Source organism: Bacillus sp. AK124 (assembly GCF_053903085.1).
This window is the reverse complement of the sequence record NZ_CP096378.1, coordinates 2225008-2242872: the sequence shown is the minus strand read 5'-3', so window position 1 is coordinate 2242872 and position 17865 is coordinate 2225008. Positions and strand designations below refer to the sequence as shown.

The following is a 17865-nucleotide window of genomic DNA, read 5'->3' as shown; positions in this document are numbered from 1 at the left end:
ACAATATAAACAGATATAACACCTTTGTCAAACAATAACAAAACAATACATATTAGCAGCGGAAAACCTCCTGCTTCCTGCACGGCGGTAGTGATTCGGTAATATTGATGAAATAAGGAAGCAGATCATACAATTGTTTATCTTCTTGCCTGTAAAAAGGAAAAATTGAATTAATAAATCCCAATTTCTCAATGTGGCACAGAGAAATTGGGATTTTTTCAGTGTTGAAAATCAGCTTTTTGAAGCAAATCCTCTCTTAGTTATACTCCAGAATAGGCGGAGAATCCTCCATCGACCGGTATGATGGTTCCAGTGACAAATCGCGAGGCTTTATCGCTTACCAACCATAATAACGTTCCGATTAGATCTTCCGGAACCCCAAATCTATCCAACGGCGTCTGGTTGATAATTTTTTGTGCTCGCTCCGTATATGTTCCGTCTTCATTGAGCAATAGGCTCCTATTTTGGGCGGTAAGAAAAAAGCCTGGGGCAATGGCATTGACACGAATTCCGACTTTTGACATATGCACAGCAAGCCATTGGGTAAAGTTACTGACGGCCGCTTTTGCACCGCTGTAGGCGGGAATTTTCGTCAGCGGCGTATAGGCGTTCATGGATGAGATGTTAACGATCACATTTCCGTCGTGATCAGCCATGTCTTTTGCAAATACTTGAGTGGTTAACAGTGTGCCAAGAAAGTTTACATCAAATACAGACCTTACACCCTCTATTTCTAAATCAAAAAACGTAGTCAATTCTTTAGTATTCAAGTCCTTTTTATAAAAATATTCTTTATCTGTTGTTCCCTTTGGATGGTTGCCGCCTGCACCGTTAATTAGGATATTGCATCTGCCGAATGTTCTGTTAATGAGTTGTTTCGCTTGTTCAAGGCTTTGTTTATCAAGGACGTTTGCTGTAACGGCAAGTGCTTCGCCTCCGTTTTCTTGGATCTCTTTCGCTACTCTGTCTGCCGATTCAGCTCTTCGGCTGACTACTGCTACTTTTGCACCGCATTGAGCTATTGCTTTAGCGAAACAGCTGCATAAAATGCCGCCTCCACCTGTCACTACAGCCACCTTATCTTTCAAGTTGACATGAAAAGGAATCTGCACATTCATCCCTCGTCTCTGCATTTTAGTTAGTGCTTGTTCATTTATTGCATTCAAAGGCTATCCGCTTCTTTTCTTTCGTCAATGTTTCCCACATTCCATTTAAATACACTGCACCCAGCGCACGGTCATATAAACCATAACCCGGTTTACCGGCCTCTCCCCAAATCATTCTTCCATGATCCGGTCTGGCTGGTCCGGCAAAATCTATATCTCTTAATGCTCTTACGATTTCATACATATCTAAAGAACCGTCTTCTGAACGGTGGGAGGATTCTTGAAATGACTTTTCTCCAATGATCTTAATGTTTCTCAGGTGCACAAAGTTGACTTTTCCTTTTTTTCCGAAATAACGAATCAATTCCGGAATATCATTTGTTGAATTCACACCCAGTGACCCGCTGCATAAACACAAACCGTTAAAGGAGCTGTCATAGAGATTAATCAATCGCTCCAAATTCTCTTTGTTCGTTATGATTCGAGGCAGTCCAAAGATAGGCCATGGCGGATCATCCGGGTGAATCGCCATTTTGACTTGTTCATTTTCTGCCGCCGGTATAACCGCTTTAATAAAATACGAAAGATTTTCCCATAAATCCTCTTCCGTAATGTGCTGATATTGTTGAAAAAGATTCTTTAGCTGTCCATCTTCATAGCTTGTGTCCCAACCGGGAAGTTTTAGTTCACCATGTAATGGATTCATTTGTCTAACTTTTTCTTCTTCATAAATTAATGCTGTAGAACCGTCTTCTAGTGCATAGTCTAAAGAAGAACGAGTCCAGTCAAATACAGGCATGAAATTGTAACAAACGATTTTAACTCCCGCTTTTGCCAAGTTGCGTATCGTCGTTTTATAGTTTTCAATATATTGATCTCTTGTCGGAAGACCTAATTTAATATCTTCATGGACAGGTACACTTTCAATGACACTTAACGATAGACCATGATTTTCAATTTTTTCTTTTAACTCTACAATTTTCTCATAAGGCCATGCTTCCCCTACAGGAATATCATAAATGGCCGAAACAATTCCAGTAACGCCGGGAATTTGGCGAATATACTCTAATGTGACCGGGTCGCTGTCTCCGTACCATCGAAACGTCATTTGCATGGTTCTCCCATCCTCTTCACTCTTATTATTTAACAATCGATATCATCATTTCGCATGACAAAAACAATATATTGGAGCGGTTTTTTTTAAAAGAATTTGCCGATTAGTATCCGCTTACATAAATTTTCATGATCATGATTCATGTGTCGTGCTAGATGACAAAATTCAGCTGGCCGGGATGTAACCGCGGACAAAGATTCTTGCTCGATTAATGGAAACATCATCATCATGTGGCCTTAATCTTTTAATCATACGGCAAACTGTAAGAAAACGCTCCGTTCTTGCTTTCCAGCTCTGTGCCATTTACGATCAGTTTTCTCTTTTCTCCATTTGGTACGTGAAAAGTGAGTTGATCATACGATAACTCGTATGTTCCTTCCTTTTGTATTGAAAGATTGATCCCGTCTTCTGTTGTCTCCATATCGACATGTATAAAGGCAAATGTACGAGTATATTCATTTGTTAACCCATCATCTTCATACAAACGATAAGTCGATTTTCCTTTTCCTTTGAATGGGAATAACAAAAATCCTCTTTCATCTTGGTTCTTTGTTTGGAATGTCACTTTTGCACCATTTACCGGAACGATCGCTCCCGCTTTCGCTAATAGCGGAGTATAATGTAATGGTGCCGGCAGAACGACTGTCTTCCCTCCTTCATACCATGTTCCCGTATGGAAATCATACCAGCCTTTTTCATGGTTCGGTAAATATACCTCCCGCTCCGTCATTCCTTTTTCGACGACAGATGCAACCAGCAAAGATTCACCAAGTATAAATTCATCGTTCTCTTCAAATGTTTTCTCATCATGTTCAAAATCATAAAATGTCGGTCGAATGATCGGCTGATAATGTTCGTGCGCATCATATAGCGCGGTGTAAATGTAAGGGATGATCTTATGTCTAAACTTAATGAGTTCACGGATTTCATCGATTGTTTCAGGAAACATCCATGGTTCATTAACTGTCCCGTCATCGTTCCACGAATGAATGGTAAATCTCGGATGCAAGATGCCGTTTTGAATCCATCTTACGAATAGCTCCGGTTCAGGGGCCGGTCCTGAAAATCCGCCGACATCATGGCCGAAATTGTAAATGCCTGATAAACTTAGACCGATGCCTGTTTTAATGTTAAATTTTAATGTTTTCCAGCTTGTTCGGTTGTCACCGGTCCAAGTTTGTGCATAACGGTGCATGCCGGGACATCCGGATCTTGAGATCAGGTACGGGCGTAATTCCGGGTTGTATTCTAGCTGAGCTTCGAAAGACGCTTTCATCATCAAAAGCGGATGAAGCGCGCGGATCAGTTCAAACTCCACTTCTTTGCCGAAGCCGTGACACTTGGCGTTTTGACTCCATATTTCAAATTCGTTATTATCGTTCCAAGTTGAATCAATTCCGTATTCCAACAGCTTTTCTGTTATTTGAGCCTTCCACCAGTCGAACGTTTGGCGCTTCGTGAAGTCTAAATAAGCTCCGATATCATCCCAAAATTGGGCCATTTCCGGTTTTTGTGTTTCTCTGTTTACAATGAACATGTCTTTTTCTTGTAGTTCATCAAAGTACGGATGATCCTTTAGCAAACACGGTTTAATGTTGGCGCATAAACGGACGTCCTTCTCATGGAAGTGTTGCACCATCTCTTTTGGAGCAGGGATTTTGCTCTCATCCCAGTTAAAGACATAACGTTTATCACCGATAGATGTGTATCCTGACGATAATTGAAACGAATCGCATAACATATCATGTTCTTCACAAAGACGAACGAAGTTTTTTAATTGTTCCTGTGCATTTGGCGCATCGGTATAGCTCATCGTAGAGCCTGAATAGCCCAGGCTCCATTTTGGCGGCAAGATCGTTTTGCCTGTCAGCCAAGAGAATGTTTCGACTACATCTTTTATTTTCGGACCGGCTATGAAGTAGTAGTCTAAATCCCCCTTTTCAGCCTGATAATAGCGGTACAGTCCATGATAGTTATCAAGCTCTGAACCCATATCAAAAATGGAAGCTGATAGATTATCATAGAACATTCCATAGGAGATGCCTGTTTTCTTATGACGTGTAATATAGAATGGGATATGTTTGTATAGCGGATCTGACCACTCTGCGTCGTACCCCATCGCATCGATATTTAACATCCGGTAGCGTTTCCCGTGTTTATCGACGTTTCCCGTTTTCTCGCCAAATCCAAAATATTGTTCCTGGACATCGCGTTGTAAATAATGGTATACGTCCTTTCCAAAAGCCCCTTCAAAATTATACCCTTGTGTTTGCCGATCGTTTGCAACATTGATCCATTCAGAACCATTGTGATAAAACCAGCTGATTCTAAAGCCGTTCAATTGAACATGAAGCTTGACCTTACCGGTTTTCACGATAAAAACATCTTTGACTTGCTGGAATTCGTATTGAGGCAATGTAAATCCGCTCATGTCTAAACGATGGCGTCCCTCCCATGGCACATCGATCTGTCCAGGCGCGACACTCCACGTTTTTTCAAGCGTTAACGCTTCTCCCTCCGTCAGTAAAATCCGAATTATATCTTCTTCAAGAATGAATATTTTCGCATGTGCATGACCGTCATTTAAATGAAAATGTAGCACATTTTTCTCTTCTTTCATAAATGTAAACATGTAGGTTTCTTTAATTGACATTAAATAGACGCCTCCTGTCTTAAAGTCCAAATAATTGAGGCAGCATTAAGCTGATTTGTGGAATGTAGGTAACAATTAAAAGGACGATCATGATCGCAGCATAAAATGGCAGAATCGGTTTAACCACTCGTTCAATATCAACTTTACCTATGCTGCAGCCCACAAACAGAGCACTTCCCACAGGAGGAGTGATATTGCCGATACAAAGGTTAAATACAATCATAATTCCAAAATGCACGGGATCCATGCCAAAGCTTTGAACAATTGGCAGAAAGATTGGAGTGAAAATTAATACAGCCGGAGTGATGTCCATAAATGTACCGATTATTAATAAGATGATATTCATCAACAGCAAGATCAAAATTGGGTTATCTGTAATCCCTAGAATTCCATTGCTGATTGCCGTCGGTATGCCTGTAAACGCCATGACCAATGAGAGCATCGTTGATGTCCCAACCAAAAACATAATAACGGCTGTGATTTCTACCGTTTCCAGCAGCATTTGGGGGAGCTGTTTCCATTTCAATGTCCTATAAAAGTGCGATAACAATAAGGAATAAGCCACCGCTATTGCCGCTCCTTCAGTTGCTGTAAAAACACCGGCGATAATACCCCCGATTACGATTACAATGAGCAACAGGCTTGGAATCGCATCGAGCAGCACTTTAAAACCTTGACTAATCGTAATTTTTGGCGCAACAGGGTACTTTTTCTTTTTTGCAATCATACAGGCGACAACCATCGTAGCCAGCCCCCACAAGATTCCGGGCAAATAGCCCGCCATAAATAAAGCGGCTACAGATGTTCCGCCGCTGACTAATGAGAAAATGATCAAAAGACCGCTAGGCGGAATAAGCAAACCAGTTGGTGCAGAAGCAATATTTACTGCGGCAGAGTAAGTCCGGTCATATCCTTCTTTTTCTTGCAGCGGCGACATGACCCCGCCGATTGCCGCCGCCGCAGCTACAGACGAACCGGAAATGGAACCGAATAACATGTTTCCGACAACATTTGTATGGGCCAGAGAACCGGGCAGCCTGCCGCTGATCAATTTTGCGAAGTTAATGAGCCGCATTGCAATACCGCCATTATTCATAATAATGCCTGATAAAATGAAGAACGGTACCGCTAATAAAGCAAAGCTGTCGATTCCAGTGACCATTTTTTGCGCCGAAGTGAAAATGGCAACATCAAAAGGAAAAATGGTAAGCATTGTTACAATGGATGCCGCCGCAATACTTACAGAAATCGGAACGCCGAGAAACAACAATATGAAGAATACTGCCGATAAAATGAGACCTGCTGCTATGGCCATATCATTTCACCTCTTTTTTAGTTTTCAAAAAGCCTCAGTCACATCTTTGCTGCTTTTTTTACATCATCACCTGACTTTTGTTTTGAATTGAATTCATGTAAAGATTCATATAAACCGGCCAAGTTGTATCCAATGATGAGTATGCCTGCAACAGGAAGTGATAGATAAACAAATCCCACCGGTATCCCTAATGCTGCTGAAGATTGCTCCATTGTGGTGATCACTGCTTTCGAACCTCCTAAGACCAACACAATCAGAGCAAAAGCAATCAAAAGAATCTGAATGAAAGTATGAACGAAAACAGCTGCTTTTATTGGAAGTTTTCGAACGATAAATTCAATCGCCAAGTGCTTTTTTTTCCAAAATGCATAGGCACCGCCCAACATAGAGATCCATATCAGTGAATAGCGTAAAAATTCTTCTGAAAACGTACTGGGAGAATTCAGTACATATCGCGTAAATACTTGCCATATCGCAACCAAAACCATGATGGCCATTAGTGTGCAAGTCAAACATTCAATCGTTTTATTCACTGCTTTTTTTAAAGCTAGCATATACATCCCCCCTTATCGAAACATATTCGAGTCCCTCATTCATCCAGAGTCATTTTACTTTTTTAGCTTTCGCACAATTTTCCTATAGTATTTTCCGATCAATTCTTTTTTGGCAAACTCATCATGAAGCGGGCTTACCGCTTCCCGGAATGGAGTCTTGTCTGGTTTGTGGAACTTCACTCCCATTTCCTTTGCCTTCTTAACCGCATTTTCAGTTTCTTCAGCCCAAACGATTTTGTGATACTCAGTAGATTCTTTCGCCGCTTCGATCACCGCATGCTGCTGCTCTTCGCTTAATTGATCCTTTTTGTCCAAATTCATGATTAAAATATCCGGAACGATCGCATGTTCTGAGTATGAATATTCTTTTGCCACTTCCCCGTGATTGCTGCTTGTTAAAGCCATTTCGTTGTTTTCGGTGCCATCGATTACACTTGACTGCAATGCTGTATACACTTCTCCATAAGCCATTGGAGTAGGTGCTCCACCCATGAGTTCGACCATTCGAATCGCTGTAGCACTCGGCTGCACCCGAATTTTTAAACCTTTAAGGTCATTTGGGTGCATAATCGGTTTGTTCTTTGTGTAAAAGTTCCGTGAACCGGCATCATAGTAGGTTAATCCAATAAAACCTATGTTTTTCGTTGTATCATACATTTCTTTTGCAATATCACTGTCCATGGCTTCATAGAAATGATGTTTGCTGTCAAATAAATAAGGCAGGCTGAAGATGGAGTAGACCTCTGAAAAACTTTCTAAAGCGCTCGCACTTACTTTAGCCAGATCGACAGCCCCGGTTTGTGTCAATTCAATCACTTCACGCTCTGAACCGAGCTGAGCATTTGGATACAATTGCACTTTAACGGTGCCATTGGTTTTCTTTTCTACGTCTTTTGAAAATTTGAGTAAAGACTTGTGGATGGGGTGCTCCTCATTATGGTTGTGAGCAAGCCGTAACGTTACGGTTTTATCGGCGCCTATTACATCGCTGCTTTTACATCCCGTAAGCATCCCAAAGATTAAAGCGCATACAAAAAACACGGATAGCATTTTTCTCATGAACTACCCTCCTTGAATCTCATGACCGTTGCTTTCTAAGCAATGATTGATTGCGATTCATGATTTCTTTCATCGTCATATTTTTTTGATAGCGTTTACAATTTCGCTCAAATAGTGAACGAATAAGTAAAATTTTTGCATTGTATGTTTCGGTTTATCCCCTGAATACCGTTTCCGATGATGTTCAGTAACAATTTGTGTAATATTTTAGCGGCGCAAGACATTAGATGATCGTCTTTCTCACACTTCCCCTCCTTTATGTAAAGTTTAACAACGTTGTTAAAAATCAACGCTGCTTCATCATCCGAAAACCCTTTTAACAACGTTGTTATTTTATTCGGAAGATGTATATGATTGTTATTTTATAATGTATCATTTATAATAACAACGTTGTTATTTATTATCATAAAATCATTTTCGAAAATTTGCAATATTATATTTTTAAGGATTTTTTGGAGGTCCAAAATGACTGTAACTATTAAAGACATCGCCCACGCTTCCGGAGTAAGCTATTCAACAGTCTCAAAGGCTTTAAGAAACAGCCCTCTTGTAAAACCGGATACAAAGAAAAAGGTCTTGCAAGTTGCCGAACAATTAGGGTATACTCCGAATTTTGCAGCGAGAAGCTTGGCATCTAAAAAAAGTCAAACGATCGGACTTGTCTGGCCTACAATTGAAAGAATCGCTTTATCGGCACTTGTTACAAAAATAAATGAAGTGGTCGAAAAGAACAGCTATTCAATGATTTTATCCGTTAACAGAGCTAAAGAGGCAGTGGAATTGTTCAAGAGTTTTCGCGTGGATGGGATCATGATTTTTGAAGAAGGCGGCGAAACTCAGCTCAGTGATGATACTGGATTAACGATTCCTATCTTATCTTACGGAGTGTCAGGTGAACATACACATCCTATTATCGATGTCAATCATAAAAAAGCAATTTACAAAGCCGTTGCGTATCTGTATCAACTTGGCCACAAAAACATTAGCTACGTCGGAGACCTTTCCCCTGCCGATAAGCGTCAGATTGAAAAAAGCAAAGGGTTTGAAGAGGTTATGATGGAAGCCGGTTTAAAGTTAAGTCGAAACAGTATTTTAAATACTAATGGGTTAAGCTGGTATAACGGTTACACCGCTGCGAAAAAACTGTTACAACAAACCTCAAAACCTACAGCTATTATTAGCGGAAGCTACGATATCAGTGTAGGGATTTTACGAGCCGTAAAGGAACAACAGCTCAGCATACCCGAAGACCTATCTTTAATTTCTTATGATAATATTCCTCAAATGGCAAGCCTTGAAACCCCGCTGACGAGCGTAGGGGTTCCAATCGATCAATTGGCTCACAAAATGGTCGATTCTCTGCTGTCTCTTATTCGTGAGCCGGGCTCAATACCATTAACTCAAAAAATGGACCCTGAATTAAACGTCAGAATGTCATGCGCTTCTCCAGCAGTTTTAGGTAAAGAAAACAATTAACATTTAAAACGAGTCTTTCAGGTCATCTTTTCTTATTAAAGTGAAAAATCCCCGGCCTGGGGATTTTTTAGTGTTTGCCGGGAATCCCTTGGTACTCATTCAGCCTCTGGCAATGGATCTTACAGAATTTCTCGGTAAATTGATTTTTGAATTTTTACATGAACGGCCGCATGCCTTTTGGTACGTTCTTTCTTTATCAAAAATAGATGTTTCTAAAAAATACAAAGCTCAGGTAACAATACCTGAGCTTTGTATTTATTCGCCTGTCTCCGCAAAACGCTTGACCCGCTCTCCAATTTCATCGCGTACACGCTGAAAGAATGCCCATTTTTCTTCTTCTGTCCCTTCTGCTTTGGCGGGATCGTCAAAACCCCAATGCTCGCGCTTGACGTGCGGCGGTGTCATCGGGCATTTATCAGCCGCGTCCCCGCACAGCGTAATGACGAGGTCTGCGTTGTGTAAGATATCGGGATCAATGATATCGGACGTCTGCTCAGAAATATCGATGCCTGCTTCTCGCATGGCTTTGACCGCGTTCGGGTTTAAACCGTGCGCTTCAATCCCTGCACTGTAGACGTTCCACTCGTCTCCGAGGTGTTTCTTCGCCCAGCCTTCAGCCATTTGGCTGCGGCAGGAGTTGCCTGTGCATAAAAAATAGATGGTCTTTTTTGACATTGGTCATCGTCTCCTATCATGTTTAGTGGATAATCAGCAGCCACACATAAAGTCCGGCAAGCGTGATGAACAGGGTTGGAATGGTCAAAATGACACCTGTTTTAAAATAGGTTCCCCAAGAAATCTTTACGCCTTTCAGTGAAAGGACGTGAAGCCACAAAAGCGTCGCCAGGGAGCCGATCGGCGTGATTTTCGGACCGAGATCAGAGCCGATGACATTGGCGTAAATCAGCGCTTCTCTGAGAATCCCGTGTGTGTCGGTATTGTGAATCGCAAGCGCATCAATCATCACCGTCGGCATATTATTCATGAATGAAGACAGGGTGGCTGCAATAAAGCCCATTCCGATTGTTCCGGCAAACAGCCCTTGATCACTGACGGTCTGGATGACCTGTGAGAGAATATCTGTTAAGCCGGCATTTCTTAAACCATATACCACGACATACATCCCGATTGAGAAGAAAACGATCGCCCAAGGCGCTCCCTTCAGCACTTTCTTCGTTTGTACCGCGGGGCTGTTTTTCGCTGTAATTAAGAAAATGACGGCGATCACGCCTGCGATGATCGAGACAGGGATCGAGAACAGCTCGCTGATAAAGTAACCGGCCAATAGAACGGCTAATATGAGCCATGACAAGCGGAATATTTTCCTGTCTCTAATCGCTTCCGCCGGCTGTTTTACATTTGTCATGTCATAATGCCGCGGAATGCTTTTTTTGAAAAACAAAAAAAGCACGATGATGCTTGCAATAAGCGAAAACAGGTTTGGAACAATCATTCTTGTTGCATATTCGATAAATCCGATGTTGAAAAAGTCTGCTGAGACAATATTGACAAGGTTGCTGACAACAAGCGGCAGCGATGTTGTATCCGCGATAAATCCGCTTGCGATAATAAAAGGAAAAACGAGCTTTTCTTGAAAATGTAACGCGCGTACCATGGCAAGCACAATCGGCGTCAAAATTAAAGCAGCTCCGTCATTGGCAAACAGCGCGGCTACTATGGCTCCCAGCAGGGAGACATAGACGAACATCCGAATGCCGTTTCCTTTCGCTGCCTTGGCCATGTGCAGGGCGGCCCACTCGAAAAATCCGATTTCATCAAGAATCAGGGAGATGATGATGATCGCGACAAAAGCCAAAGTCGCATTCCATACGATTCCCGTCACATCTAATACATCCTGAAAATTGACGACCCCGGCAATTAAAGCCAGCACCGCACCTCCGCAGGCCGACCAGCCGATGGATAGATTTTTCGGCTGCCAAATGACAAGCGTGAGGGTCAGCAGAAAAATCAAAATGGCTAAGACTGTCGTCATCGCGTGTACGCCTCCTTCATAGGTTGCCTCTCCGGACACATCTTATAATAAAATCGTTATATAAGTCAATGCTTATATAAAAAGTGAAATGAAAAAGAGGGAACCGTCCTCCCTCTGCTTTTTTATTGGCACGAAACGGGTCTTTCTTTTCTTTTAACGGTTTGAAGAACCTCATCGTGTTCATCGATCTGATTGAGAATGGCAAGGACCAATTCGCGTTCCGGAAAGTTGTCATGAAGCGAATAAAAGCGCCATTGCTCCCTTCTTTCTTCCTTGATCATATTTGCACTTTTCAGCTTTCGTAAATGCTGGCTGATGGCGGGCTGGCTTGTTTCAAACATATCGACAAGCTGGCAGACGCAATAAGGTTTCTCCTGAAGCAGTTTCAGGATCAAGAGCCGGGTCGAATCGTTCAATATCTTCATGCAGCTCACCGTGCTTTTCGAATCAAGCTTCGTTTGTACGGTCATGACATTCCCTCCAATCTCAGGCGCTTTGCAGCCGGTATATTGCCTCCATTATATAAATGTCTTTTTATATAATCAAGCGGTGATCATCAAGGTATGGATCTCGTGCCATTCGAAAAATTGAGCGGCCCTTCACTAATCAATTCACCGCTTCTTCGGCCATATGGTTATGATTCGCCTCTCTCATGAAAACGGTAGTTGCGAAATAGACTAGTCATTCAATCCCTTTCCATCAAGAATTTGCTTTGTATATTTTTCAATCCTCGATTCTCGGGTTTTGGATTGTTTTGGTTTAGAAAAATAAAGAATATATGCTCTTTGCCGTCCCGGCGTCAATTCTTCAAACGCCGTTTTTAAAGCTGGGATTTCAGCGAATTTTTTTTGAAGCTCTTCTGGAATCGTATATTCCGCAGCCTTTTTAAACTCTACTTCAAGACCGGCTTTTTCCACTTCAATCGCTTCATTGATGTAAGCTTTCAAGATGGTTTCCATTTCAGCTATTTCTTGTACATTGGTGAATCGAATCTGCCGCGCGGCTTGTACATTCTCCGTCTGCTGGATAAGAATCCCGTTGGGGTCCTTTAACAAGGCGCCTTTATGAAACAAGAGCGCACAATATTCTTTAAATCCATGGATTAATACGATGTTTTTATTCTCGAACGTATAGCAAGGATGCTTCCACTTGAAATCTTCGTTCAGCTCACAGTCAAGAACGATTTGACGCAGCTTCTCAAACTCTCCCTTCCACTTCTCGGCTTTGCTTAAAAATTCATCAACCTTTGGATTCGTTCTGCTATTTGTCATCAAGGAACACTCCTCTTTATATCATAATGTCATTTTAACCTAATCTCGCTCCGCCGACAGCAGAAATATTTTAATCGTTCCGGAGGTACAATATGCTTAGCTTAAAGAAGAGGCGGGTTGATTATGAAATTTGGCATCATGACATTTAATATCCATCATGGAAAAGGAAGGGACCGTCGTGTTGATTTAGAGAGAACAGCCGGTGTGATCGCCGAGAGCGGCTGCGACATCGTCGGCCTTAATGAAGTAGATCAGCATTTCTCCAATAGAAGCGATTACGAAGACCAAATCGGCTCGTTAGCAGAACAATTGAACATGCACTATGCGTACTGCCCCTCCCTTTCATTGAGTTCCGGTGATTCTTCAGTGAACAGGCAATACGGGAACGCTCTCTTAACGCGTTTTCCGATTGTGAAAGAACGGCATCATTCATTCAACTTTGTCAAAGGGCTGATCGAAGGAAGGTCTCTTCTTGAGGCTGATGTCCGGATCGGTGATCGGCTCCTTCGCGTTTTTGTTACGCATTTGAGCCTGAATCCGTGGCTTCACGGCAAGCAGACGGATTTTTTAATCGAGAGGGTTCAAGAGAGTGATCTGCCTGTGATCGTCATGGGAGACTTTAATATGAAACCTCATTCACGGGGGTGGAAAAAGGTCGCGGAAAAACTGGCCGACCTGTGGGATGAAAGACAATACGGACAGGGGTTCACTCACCCTTCGCACCGCCCGAGACGACGCTTGGACTACATCTTCCTCAGCCGGTCTTTTCATGTGTCAGTGGCTGAAGTTGTCGCCGTTGATCCGAACGCTTCCGACCACCTGCCGCTTAAGGGCATTGTCACATATTAAAGGACGGCTTGAGAAGCCGTCCTTTAAGCTTTTGCAATGCCCAGCAAAACGCCGGCTGCGACGATTAATATAATGCCGATGGCGATACCGATCAGCTGCCGCTTCGTTTTCTTTTCGCCGAGCAAAATAATGCCGCCGAGCGTTGAGATGACGATTCCCATCTGCGATAGCGAAAAACTGGTCGCTACGCCGACCCGCGGCTGGGAAATGAATAAAAACATGTTTCCGGCTGCCCAGATTAAACCCGGAATGATATTTTTGATGACGTAAAAATTAAACGGCTTATGCCTGAATGTCAAGATCAAGCCACCGGCTACCATGCCGATAGCCTGAGGAAAAAGAGCCGCCCAGCCACTGACATCGAAAAGCCGTACGACGACGACATACACGAGATAGCCGAATGTGGAAATCAGCAAAATCACGATTCCCTTTTTCATGTCGCCGGTTTTTTCCTCCGATTTTTGGCTGCGGTCTTCCAGCGATGTCAGCACGATTCCCACGATGATGAAAATCAACGCCAGAATCCCGAGAACAATCGAGATTGTCGTCGCCCACTCGCGAAAAACAAGCACGCCGAACAAAGAAGTGGATACAAGCTGAAGTCCCGTTGAGATCGGCATCGTTTTAGACACGCCGATCAACTTGATGCTTTTCAGCTGATTGGTCTGACCGAGCGCCCAAAATAGTCCGGAGACGACGCCGACGGCAAATATACGGGGGGATAATTCAGGCTGGACGACGAAGTAGATTCCGATTGAAAAAATTAAAGCGCCGAATGTCGTACCGAGCACCTGGCTGTACGGTCCGCCCCCAAGCTTTACATTAAAGAGCACAATGCTTCCCCAGAAAATCGCTGGTAAAATCGCTAAGAAAATGTCCATTTGATGTAAACCTTTCTTTCCTTGTTTTTATCTATTAAGGTGCTCTATTCATGCGATTTTTAACACAAAAAATCCATTTTGAACATTGTCAAAATGGATTGGTACTGTTACCGGCGGCCGTATCACTAAAATATCAGTTTTCACTGTTTGCTGTTTACGCTGTCAAGCCAAGGCATACCGGGAATAGCTGCCGGTTTTTTGTACAAGTCCTGGATCAGCCTGTCTTTTATGCCGAGCGGGTTCCGGTTTAAATCTTTCAGGCTGAAATGGATGCTTCCCATCACCATTGAGTCGCGGTTTAAGGCGATCTGTCGCGGATATTCTTCAGGGTCTGACCAGGCAGGATCTGAGTTTTGATTGATTTTATAGGCTGCTTGTCCGATGTATAAATGAACGGGGCGTTGGCTGACTTCATTTTTCCACCAGTCTACTAAAATGTCGTAGGAAGCCGGGGCAAAGCCGATGCTCCAGTAGATTTGCGGGGCGATGTAATCGATGTATCCCTGCCTGATCCATTCCCTCGTGTCAGCATAAAGGTCGTCATAGTTTGTCATTCCGGCGGCTGTATTCGATCCCGTCGGATCATCTGCTATATTGCGCCATACACCAAAGGGGCTGATTCCAAATTTGACCGATGCTCTTTCTTTTTTGACGGCGGCGTTGATCTGTTTGACAAGCTGGTTGACGTTGTCCCTCCGCCAATCTTCAATATTTGAAAAACGGTCCTTTCCATATTGTTCATACGTGCTCAAGTCGGGAAATTCGACGCCCGCAATTTTATACGGATAAAAATAGTCATCCATATGAACGGCGTCGACTTGGTAATTCTTGACGACCTCTGCTATGCCTTGGACAATGAATTCCTGTGCCTCAGGAATGCCGGGATTGTAATACAGCTGTCTGCCGTAGGCAACGACCCAATCGGGGTGCATTCTAGCCGGGTGATCCTGTGAGAGCCTGTTCAAATCCGTATGATTCATCGTGATCCGATAAGGGTTGAACCATGCATGAAATTCAAGCTTTCTCCGGTGGGTTTCTTCGAGCAAAAATGACAGCGGATCGTAGCCGGGGTCTTTTCCTTGAACGCCTGTTAAGTATTCCGACCACGGCCCGTATGCGGAAGGATAAAACGCATCCGCCGCCGGCTTAATTTGAACGACAACTGCGTTCATCCCCATGGCTGTCACAGCATCCAAAAGCTTCACATATTCTGTTTTTTGCTCTTCGATTGTCAGCCCTTTTTTCGAAGGCCAGTCAATGTTTGTGACGGTGGCGATCCACACGGCCCGAAATTCTTTTGTTTCGCAGCTTGTGTTCTTTTCTTTCATGAACATCTCCCCTTTTGGAAAAATCGGAACTTTCTGTTATTATATGCCGGCTGTTCTTTTTTGTATATAAAAAAACAGGCCTAGACTGTCGAAGTCTTTAGCCTGTCGTTTGGATCGCCTGTTTGACCTGCTGCATCAAATATTGGACAAATGCTTCATCCCTTGCGAGCCATGCAGCATAATTTCTTTTAATAAACCGTTCTGCCTCTTCGAATGAAGTAAATGTCTCATGCTGAGTCACGCCGTTTAATTGAATGTTCCAGCCGTGTTCTCCAGGAAAGAGAAAAAACTGGTCTTCGTCCCTGTTGATATAAAGGCTGCCGTTGTCCGACTCTTTTACATTATAGACGTTTTTAAAGGCATCCGCTCTCAAGGGCTCCAGCGGAAACGGTTCAGTCACATACAGCTTGAATGCTTCATCTGTCAGCGGGCACCCCGCTGCCTTGGCATGGCCGCCTCCGCCGAACGTGCCGGCGATTTCTGATACATCTGTTTCATCATGGATGGTGCGAAGGCTCACTTTTTTGCCGCCCATATTTAAGATGGCGATATAGTCAAGGTGCGGATACGTTTTTCCGAGTTCGTTCCCTACTTCGGAATGATAGGATTCCGCATGCACGATGCCGACGCAGTGTGCATTGATGAAGGTCTGAACGATTTCCCGCCGTTTCCTGCGGATATACCGTTCAATTTTTTCTTCTTCCATATCCAAGATTTTTTCTTCGAATTCATCAAATGAAAACGCGTCGCTTTCTTTAAGGCGCCGGACCATTTTTTCCTCAAATTCGTCAATGGAGACCATAAAAAACAGGTCATTCAGGCGCTTTGCTTCGAGCGCGTCCGTCTGTTCCCATTCCCATGTATCATAGAGGCGTACGAGTTCGACAAACTGATCCATCGCTTTTGTCTCTTGAATATGGCCGTTGTCTATTAAGTATTCATAAAAAAGAGAAGTTGCTGAAGCGAGCCTGCCGTCCTCATATTGAACTTTTACCATGCCCCAAGAGCGTTCATTCAAATGAAGCGCAGTTTTGTGGTGGTCGATGAGTTTGACCTTTCCGCCCGCTTCAGCATATTGGTCCAGCCTTTCTTCATTTTCTTGATGAACGGACAAGTCCGTAATAAACAGGCCTTCATGCTGTTTTTCTTTTCCTTTTGTCCGTTCCAGAAAACGTCCGACTTGCATATCAAGTCCGGTGACCGAATTGTAGCGGACCTCGACGCGTTCGCCAAAGGCCACCTTTGCGAGAATTCCGCAGCCGACTCCGTCCAAGTCGTTGTGAGAATACAAATGATACATGCTTCCCGCCCACCTTGCTGTTTTATTGTCGGCCTGCCGCAGCAGGCGCATCTTTCTCATCTTACTATTGTAAAAAAAGGGATTTTTTATACGGTTGTGCGGTAAGACAAAAAGGACAGCTTTTTGTTGGAAAAAGTCTGTCCGGTTAAAAGGGTTTATGTTTCTTGCAGCATGGCTCCGCCTTGCAAGTGGGCGGTGAGTAGTCTGTATGCGTTTTCGGCCCTGGCGGCACTTGGCGGTTCAACCCCTTTTAATGGATAATCCAGGCCAAGCGCTTCCCACTTGTAGACGCCGAGTTTGTGATAAGGAAGAACCTCCACCTTCTGAACGTTCCCCAGCGTGCCGATAAACGTGCCGAGGGCTGCTAAATCGTCATCGATATCAGAGATCCCCGGAACCAGTACATGGCGGATCCAGACGGGGACTTGATGATCAGCGAGAAACCGGGCAAAATCCAATATGTGGTCATTCGGCATTCCTGTCAGGTTGATATGTTTTTTCCTGTTGATATGCTTGAGATCAAGCAAAACAAGGTCTGTATACTGGATCAGCTCTTTGATCTGCTCTTGAAATGCCGGCGCCGCCGAATAGCATCCGCCGGACGAATCGAGCGCCGTGTGTATGCCATGGCTTTTACAGGCTTTGAACAGCTCGATTAAAAATGGCAGTTGTAAAAGCGGCTCGCCTCCGCTAACGGTGATGCCTCCGCCTGATGATTGAATAAACGGGAGATATTGCTGGACATCCTGAACGATTTCGGAAACCGTCATTTGTTTTCCGGTTCCGATTTCCCATGTATCAGCATTATGGCAAAATTGACAGCGCATCAGGCAGCCTTGTGTGAAGACGACATATCTGATGCCCGGACCGTCAACGGTGCCGAATGTTTCGATCGAATGAATATTTCCATCCATGATGAAGATCACCTCTTTTTATGGGGCGGAGCGCCTCGGCCGCGCTCCGCTT

16 protein-coding genes are annotated in these 17865 nt (G+C 43.5%); 2 read left to right on the top strand and 14 right to left on the bottom strand.

The genetic code is table 11. The features are described 5' to 3' along the window. Positions 1-260 precede the first annotated feature (260 nt). The 6 genes from M1E06_RS11145 to M1E06_RS11120 form a co-directional block, all read right to left on the bottom strand. Positions 261-1133 (bottom strand): SDR family oxidoreductase, encoded by an 873-nt coding sequence (locus tag M1E06_RS11145; RefSeq protein ID WP_373926113.1) that lies wholly within the window; start codon positions 1131-1133, stop codon positions 261-263. A 16-nt stretch (positions 1134-1149) separates the two neighbouring features. Further along, positions 1150-2220: a mannonate dehydratase gene (uxuA, locus tag M1E06_RS11140; RefSeq protein WP_035338683.1), complete on the bottom strand. Its 1071-nt coding sequence runs from the start codon at positions 2218-2220 to the stop codon at positions 1150-1152. A 244-nt stretch (positions 2221-2464) separates the two neighbouring features. Then, positions 2465-4873 carry a glycoside hydrolase family 31 protein gene (locus tag M1E06_RS11135; protein ID WP_080131406.1) on the bottom strand — a complete coding sequence of 803 codons (2409 nt, stop codon included), beginning with the start codon at positions 4871-4873 and terminating at the stop codon, positions 2465-2467. A gap of 19 nt (positions 4874-4892) precedes the next feature. Next, positions 4893-6188 carry a TRAP transporter large permease gene (locus M1E06_RS11130; RefSeq protein WP_023857530.1) on the bottom strand — a complete coding sequence of 432 codons (1296 nt, stop codon included), beginning with the start codon at positions 6186-6188 and terminating at the stop codon, positions 4893-4895. A 38-nt stretch (positions 6189-6226) separates the two neighbouring features. Beyond that, a complete protein-coding gene (locus M1E06_RS11125; RefSeq protein WP_026579627.1) occupies positions 6227-6742 on the bottom strand; it encodes a TRAP transporter small permease in 516 nt (171 codons plus the stop codon). A 54-nt stretch (positions 6743-6796) separates the two neighbouring features. Beyond that, the gene (locus M1E06_RS11120) at positions 6797-7801 is read right to left on the bottom strand and encodes a TRAP transporter substrate-binding protein (RefSeq protein ID WP_025810020.1); all 1005 of its coding nucleotides are present in this window, start codon (positions 7799-7801) and stop codon (positions 6797-6799) included. A gap of 465 nt (positions 7802-8266) precedes the next feature. Between M1E06_RS11120 and M1E06_RS11115 the strand changes: the two genes are divergently transcribed. Further along, positions 8267-9277 (top strand): LacI family DNA-binding transcriptional regulator, encoded by a 1011-nt coding sequence (locus M1E06_RS11115; RefSeq protein WP_023857527.1) that lies wholly within the window; start codon positions 8267-8269, stop codon positions 9275-9277. A gap of 255 nt (positions 9278-9532) precedes the next feature. Here M1E06_RS11115 and arsC read toward each other — a convergent pair whose 3' ends face one another. The 4 genes from arsC to M1E06_RS11095 form a co-directional block, all read right to left on the bottom strand. Further along, entirely contained in the window at positions 9533-9952 is a 420-nt protein-coding gene (arsC, locus tag M1E06_RS11110) for an arsenate reductase (thioredoxin) (RefSeq protein WP_023857526.1), read from the bottom strand. Between the two features lie 22 nt (positions 9953-9974). Continuing rightward, positions 9975-11270, bottom strand: a complete 1296-nt coding sequence (locus tag M1E06_RS11105; protein ID WP_079289101.1) for an arsenic transporter — start codon at positions 11268-11270, stop codon at positions 9975-9977. 122 nt (positions 11271-11392) lie between these two features. Beyond that, complete coding sequence (locus M1E06_RS11100) at positions 11393-11740, bottom strand: ArsR/SmtB family transcription factor (RefSeq protein ID WP_020451676.1); 348 nt, start codon at positions 11738-11740, stop codon at positions 11393-11395. A 207-nt stretch (positions 11741-11947) separates the two neighbouring features. Beyond that, entirely contained in the window at positions 11948-12541 is a 594-nt protein-coding gene (locus M1E06_RS11095; RefSeq protein ID WP_020451677.1) for a YdeI/OmpD-associated family protein, read from the bottom strand. Positions 12542-12664: 123 nt separating this feature from the next. Between M1E06_RS11095 and M1E06_RS11090 the strand changes: the two genes are divergently transcribed. Further along, on the top strand, positions 12665-13390 hold the full coding sequence (locus M1E06_RS11090) for an endonuclease/exonuclease/phosphatase family protein (RefSeq protein ID WP_023857522.1): 726 nt from the start codon (positions 12665-12667) through the stop codon (positions 13388-13390). A gap of 23 nt (positions 13391-13413) precedes the next feature. Here the strand turns inward: M1E06_RS11090 and M1E06_RS11085 are convergent, their stop codons facing one another. The 4 genes from M1E06_RS11085 to pflA form a co-directional block, all read right to left on the bottom strand. Then, positions 13414-14271: a RhaT/GlcU family sugar-proton symporter gene (locus tag M1E06_RS11085; protein WP_020451679.1), complete on the bottom strand. Its 858-nt coding sequence runs from the start codon at positions 14269-14271 to the stop codon at positions 13414-13416. Positions 14272-14411: 140 nt separating this feature from the next. After that, positions 14412-15605 (bottom strand): glycoside hydrolase family 10 protein, encoded by a 1194-nt coding sequence (locus tag M1E06_RS11080; protein ID WP_373367296.1) that lies wholly within the window; start codon positions 15603-15605, stop codon positions 14412-14414. A 91-nt stretch (positions 15606-15696) separates the two neighbouring features. After that, a complete protein-coding gene (locus M1E06_RS11075; protein ID WP_025810777.1) occupies positions 15697-16899 on the bottom strand; it encodes a DHH family phosphoesterase in 1203 nt (400 codons plus the stop codon). A 155-nt stretch (positions 16900-17054) separates the two neighbouring features. Then, positions 17055-17813, bottom strand: coding sequence for a pyruvate formate-lyase-activating protein (gene pflA, locus M1E06_RS11070; RefSeq protein WP_023857519.1), 759 nt, complete (start codon positions 17811-17813; stop codon positions 17055-17057). Positions 17814-17865 lie beyond the last annotated feature (52 nt).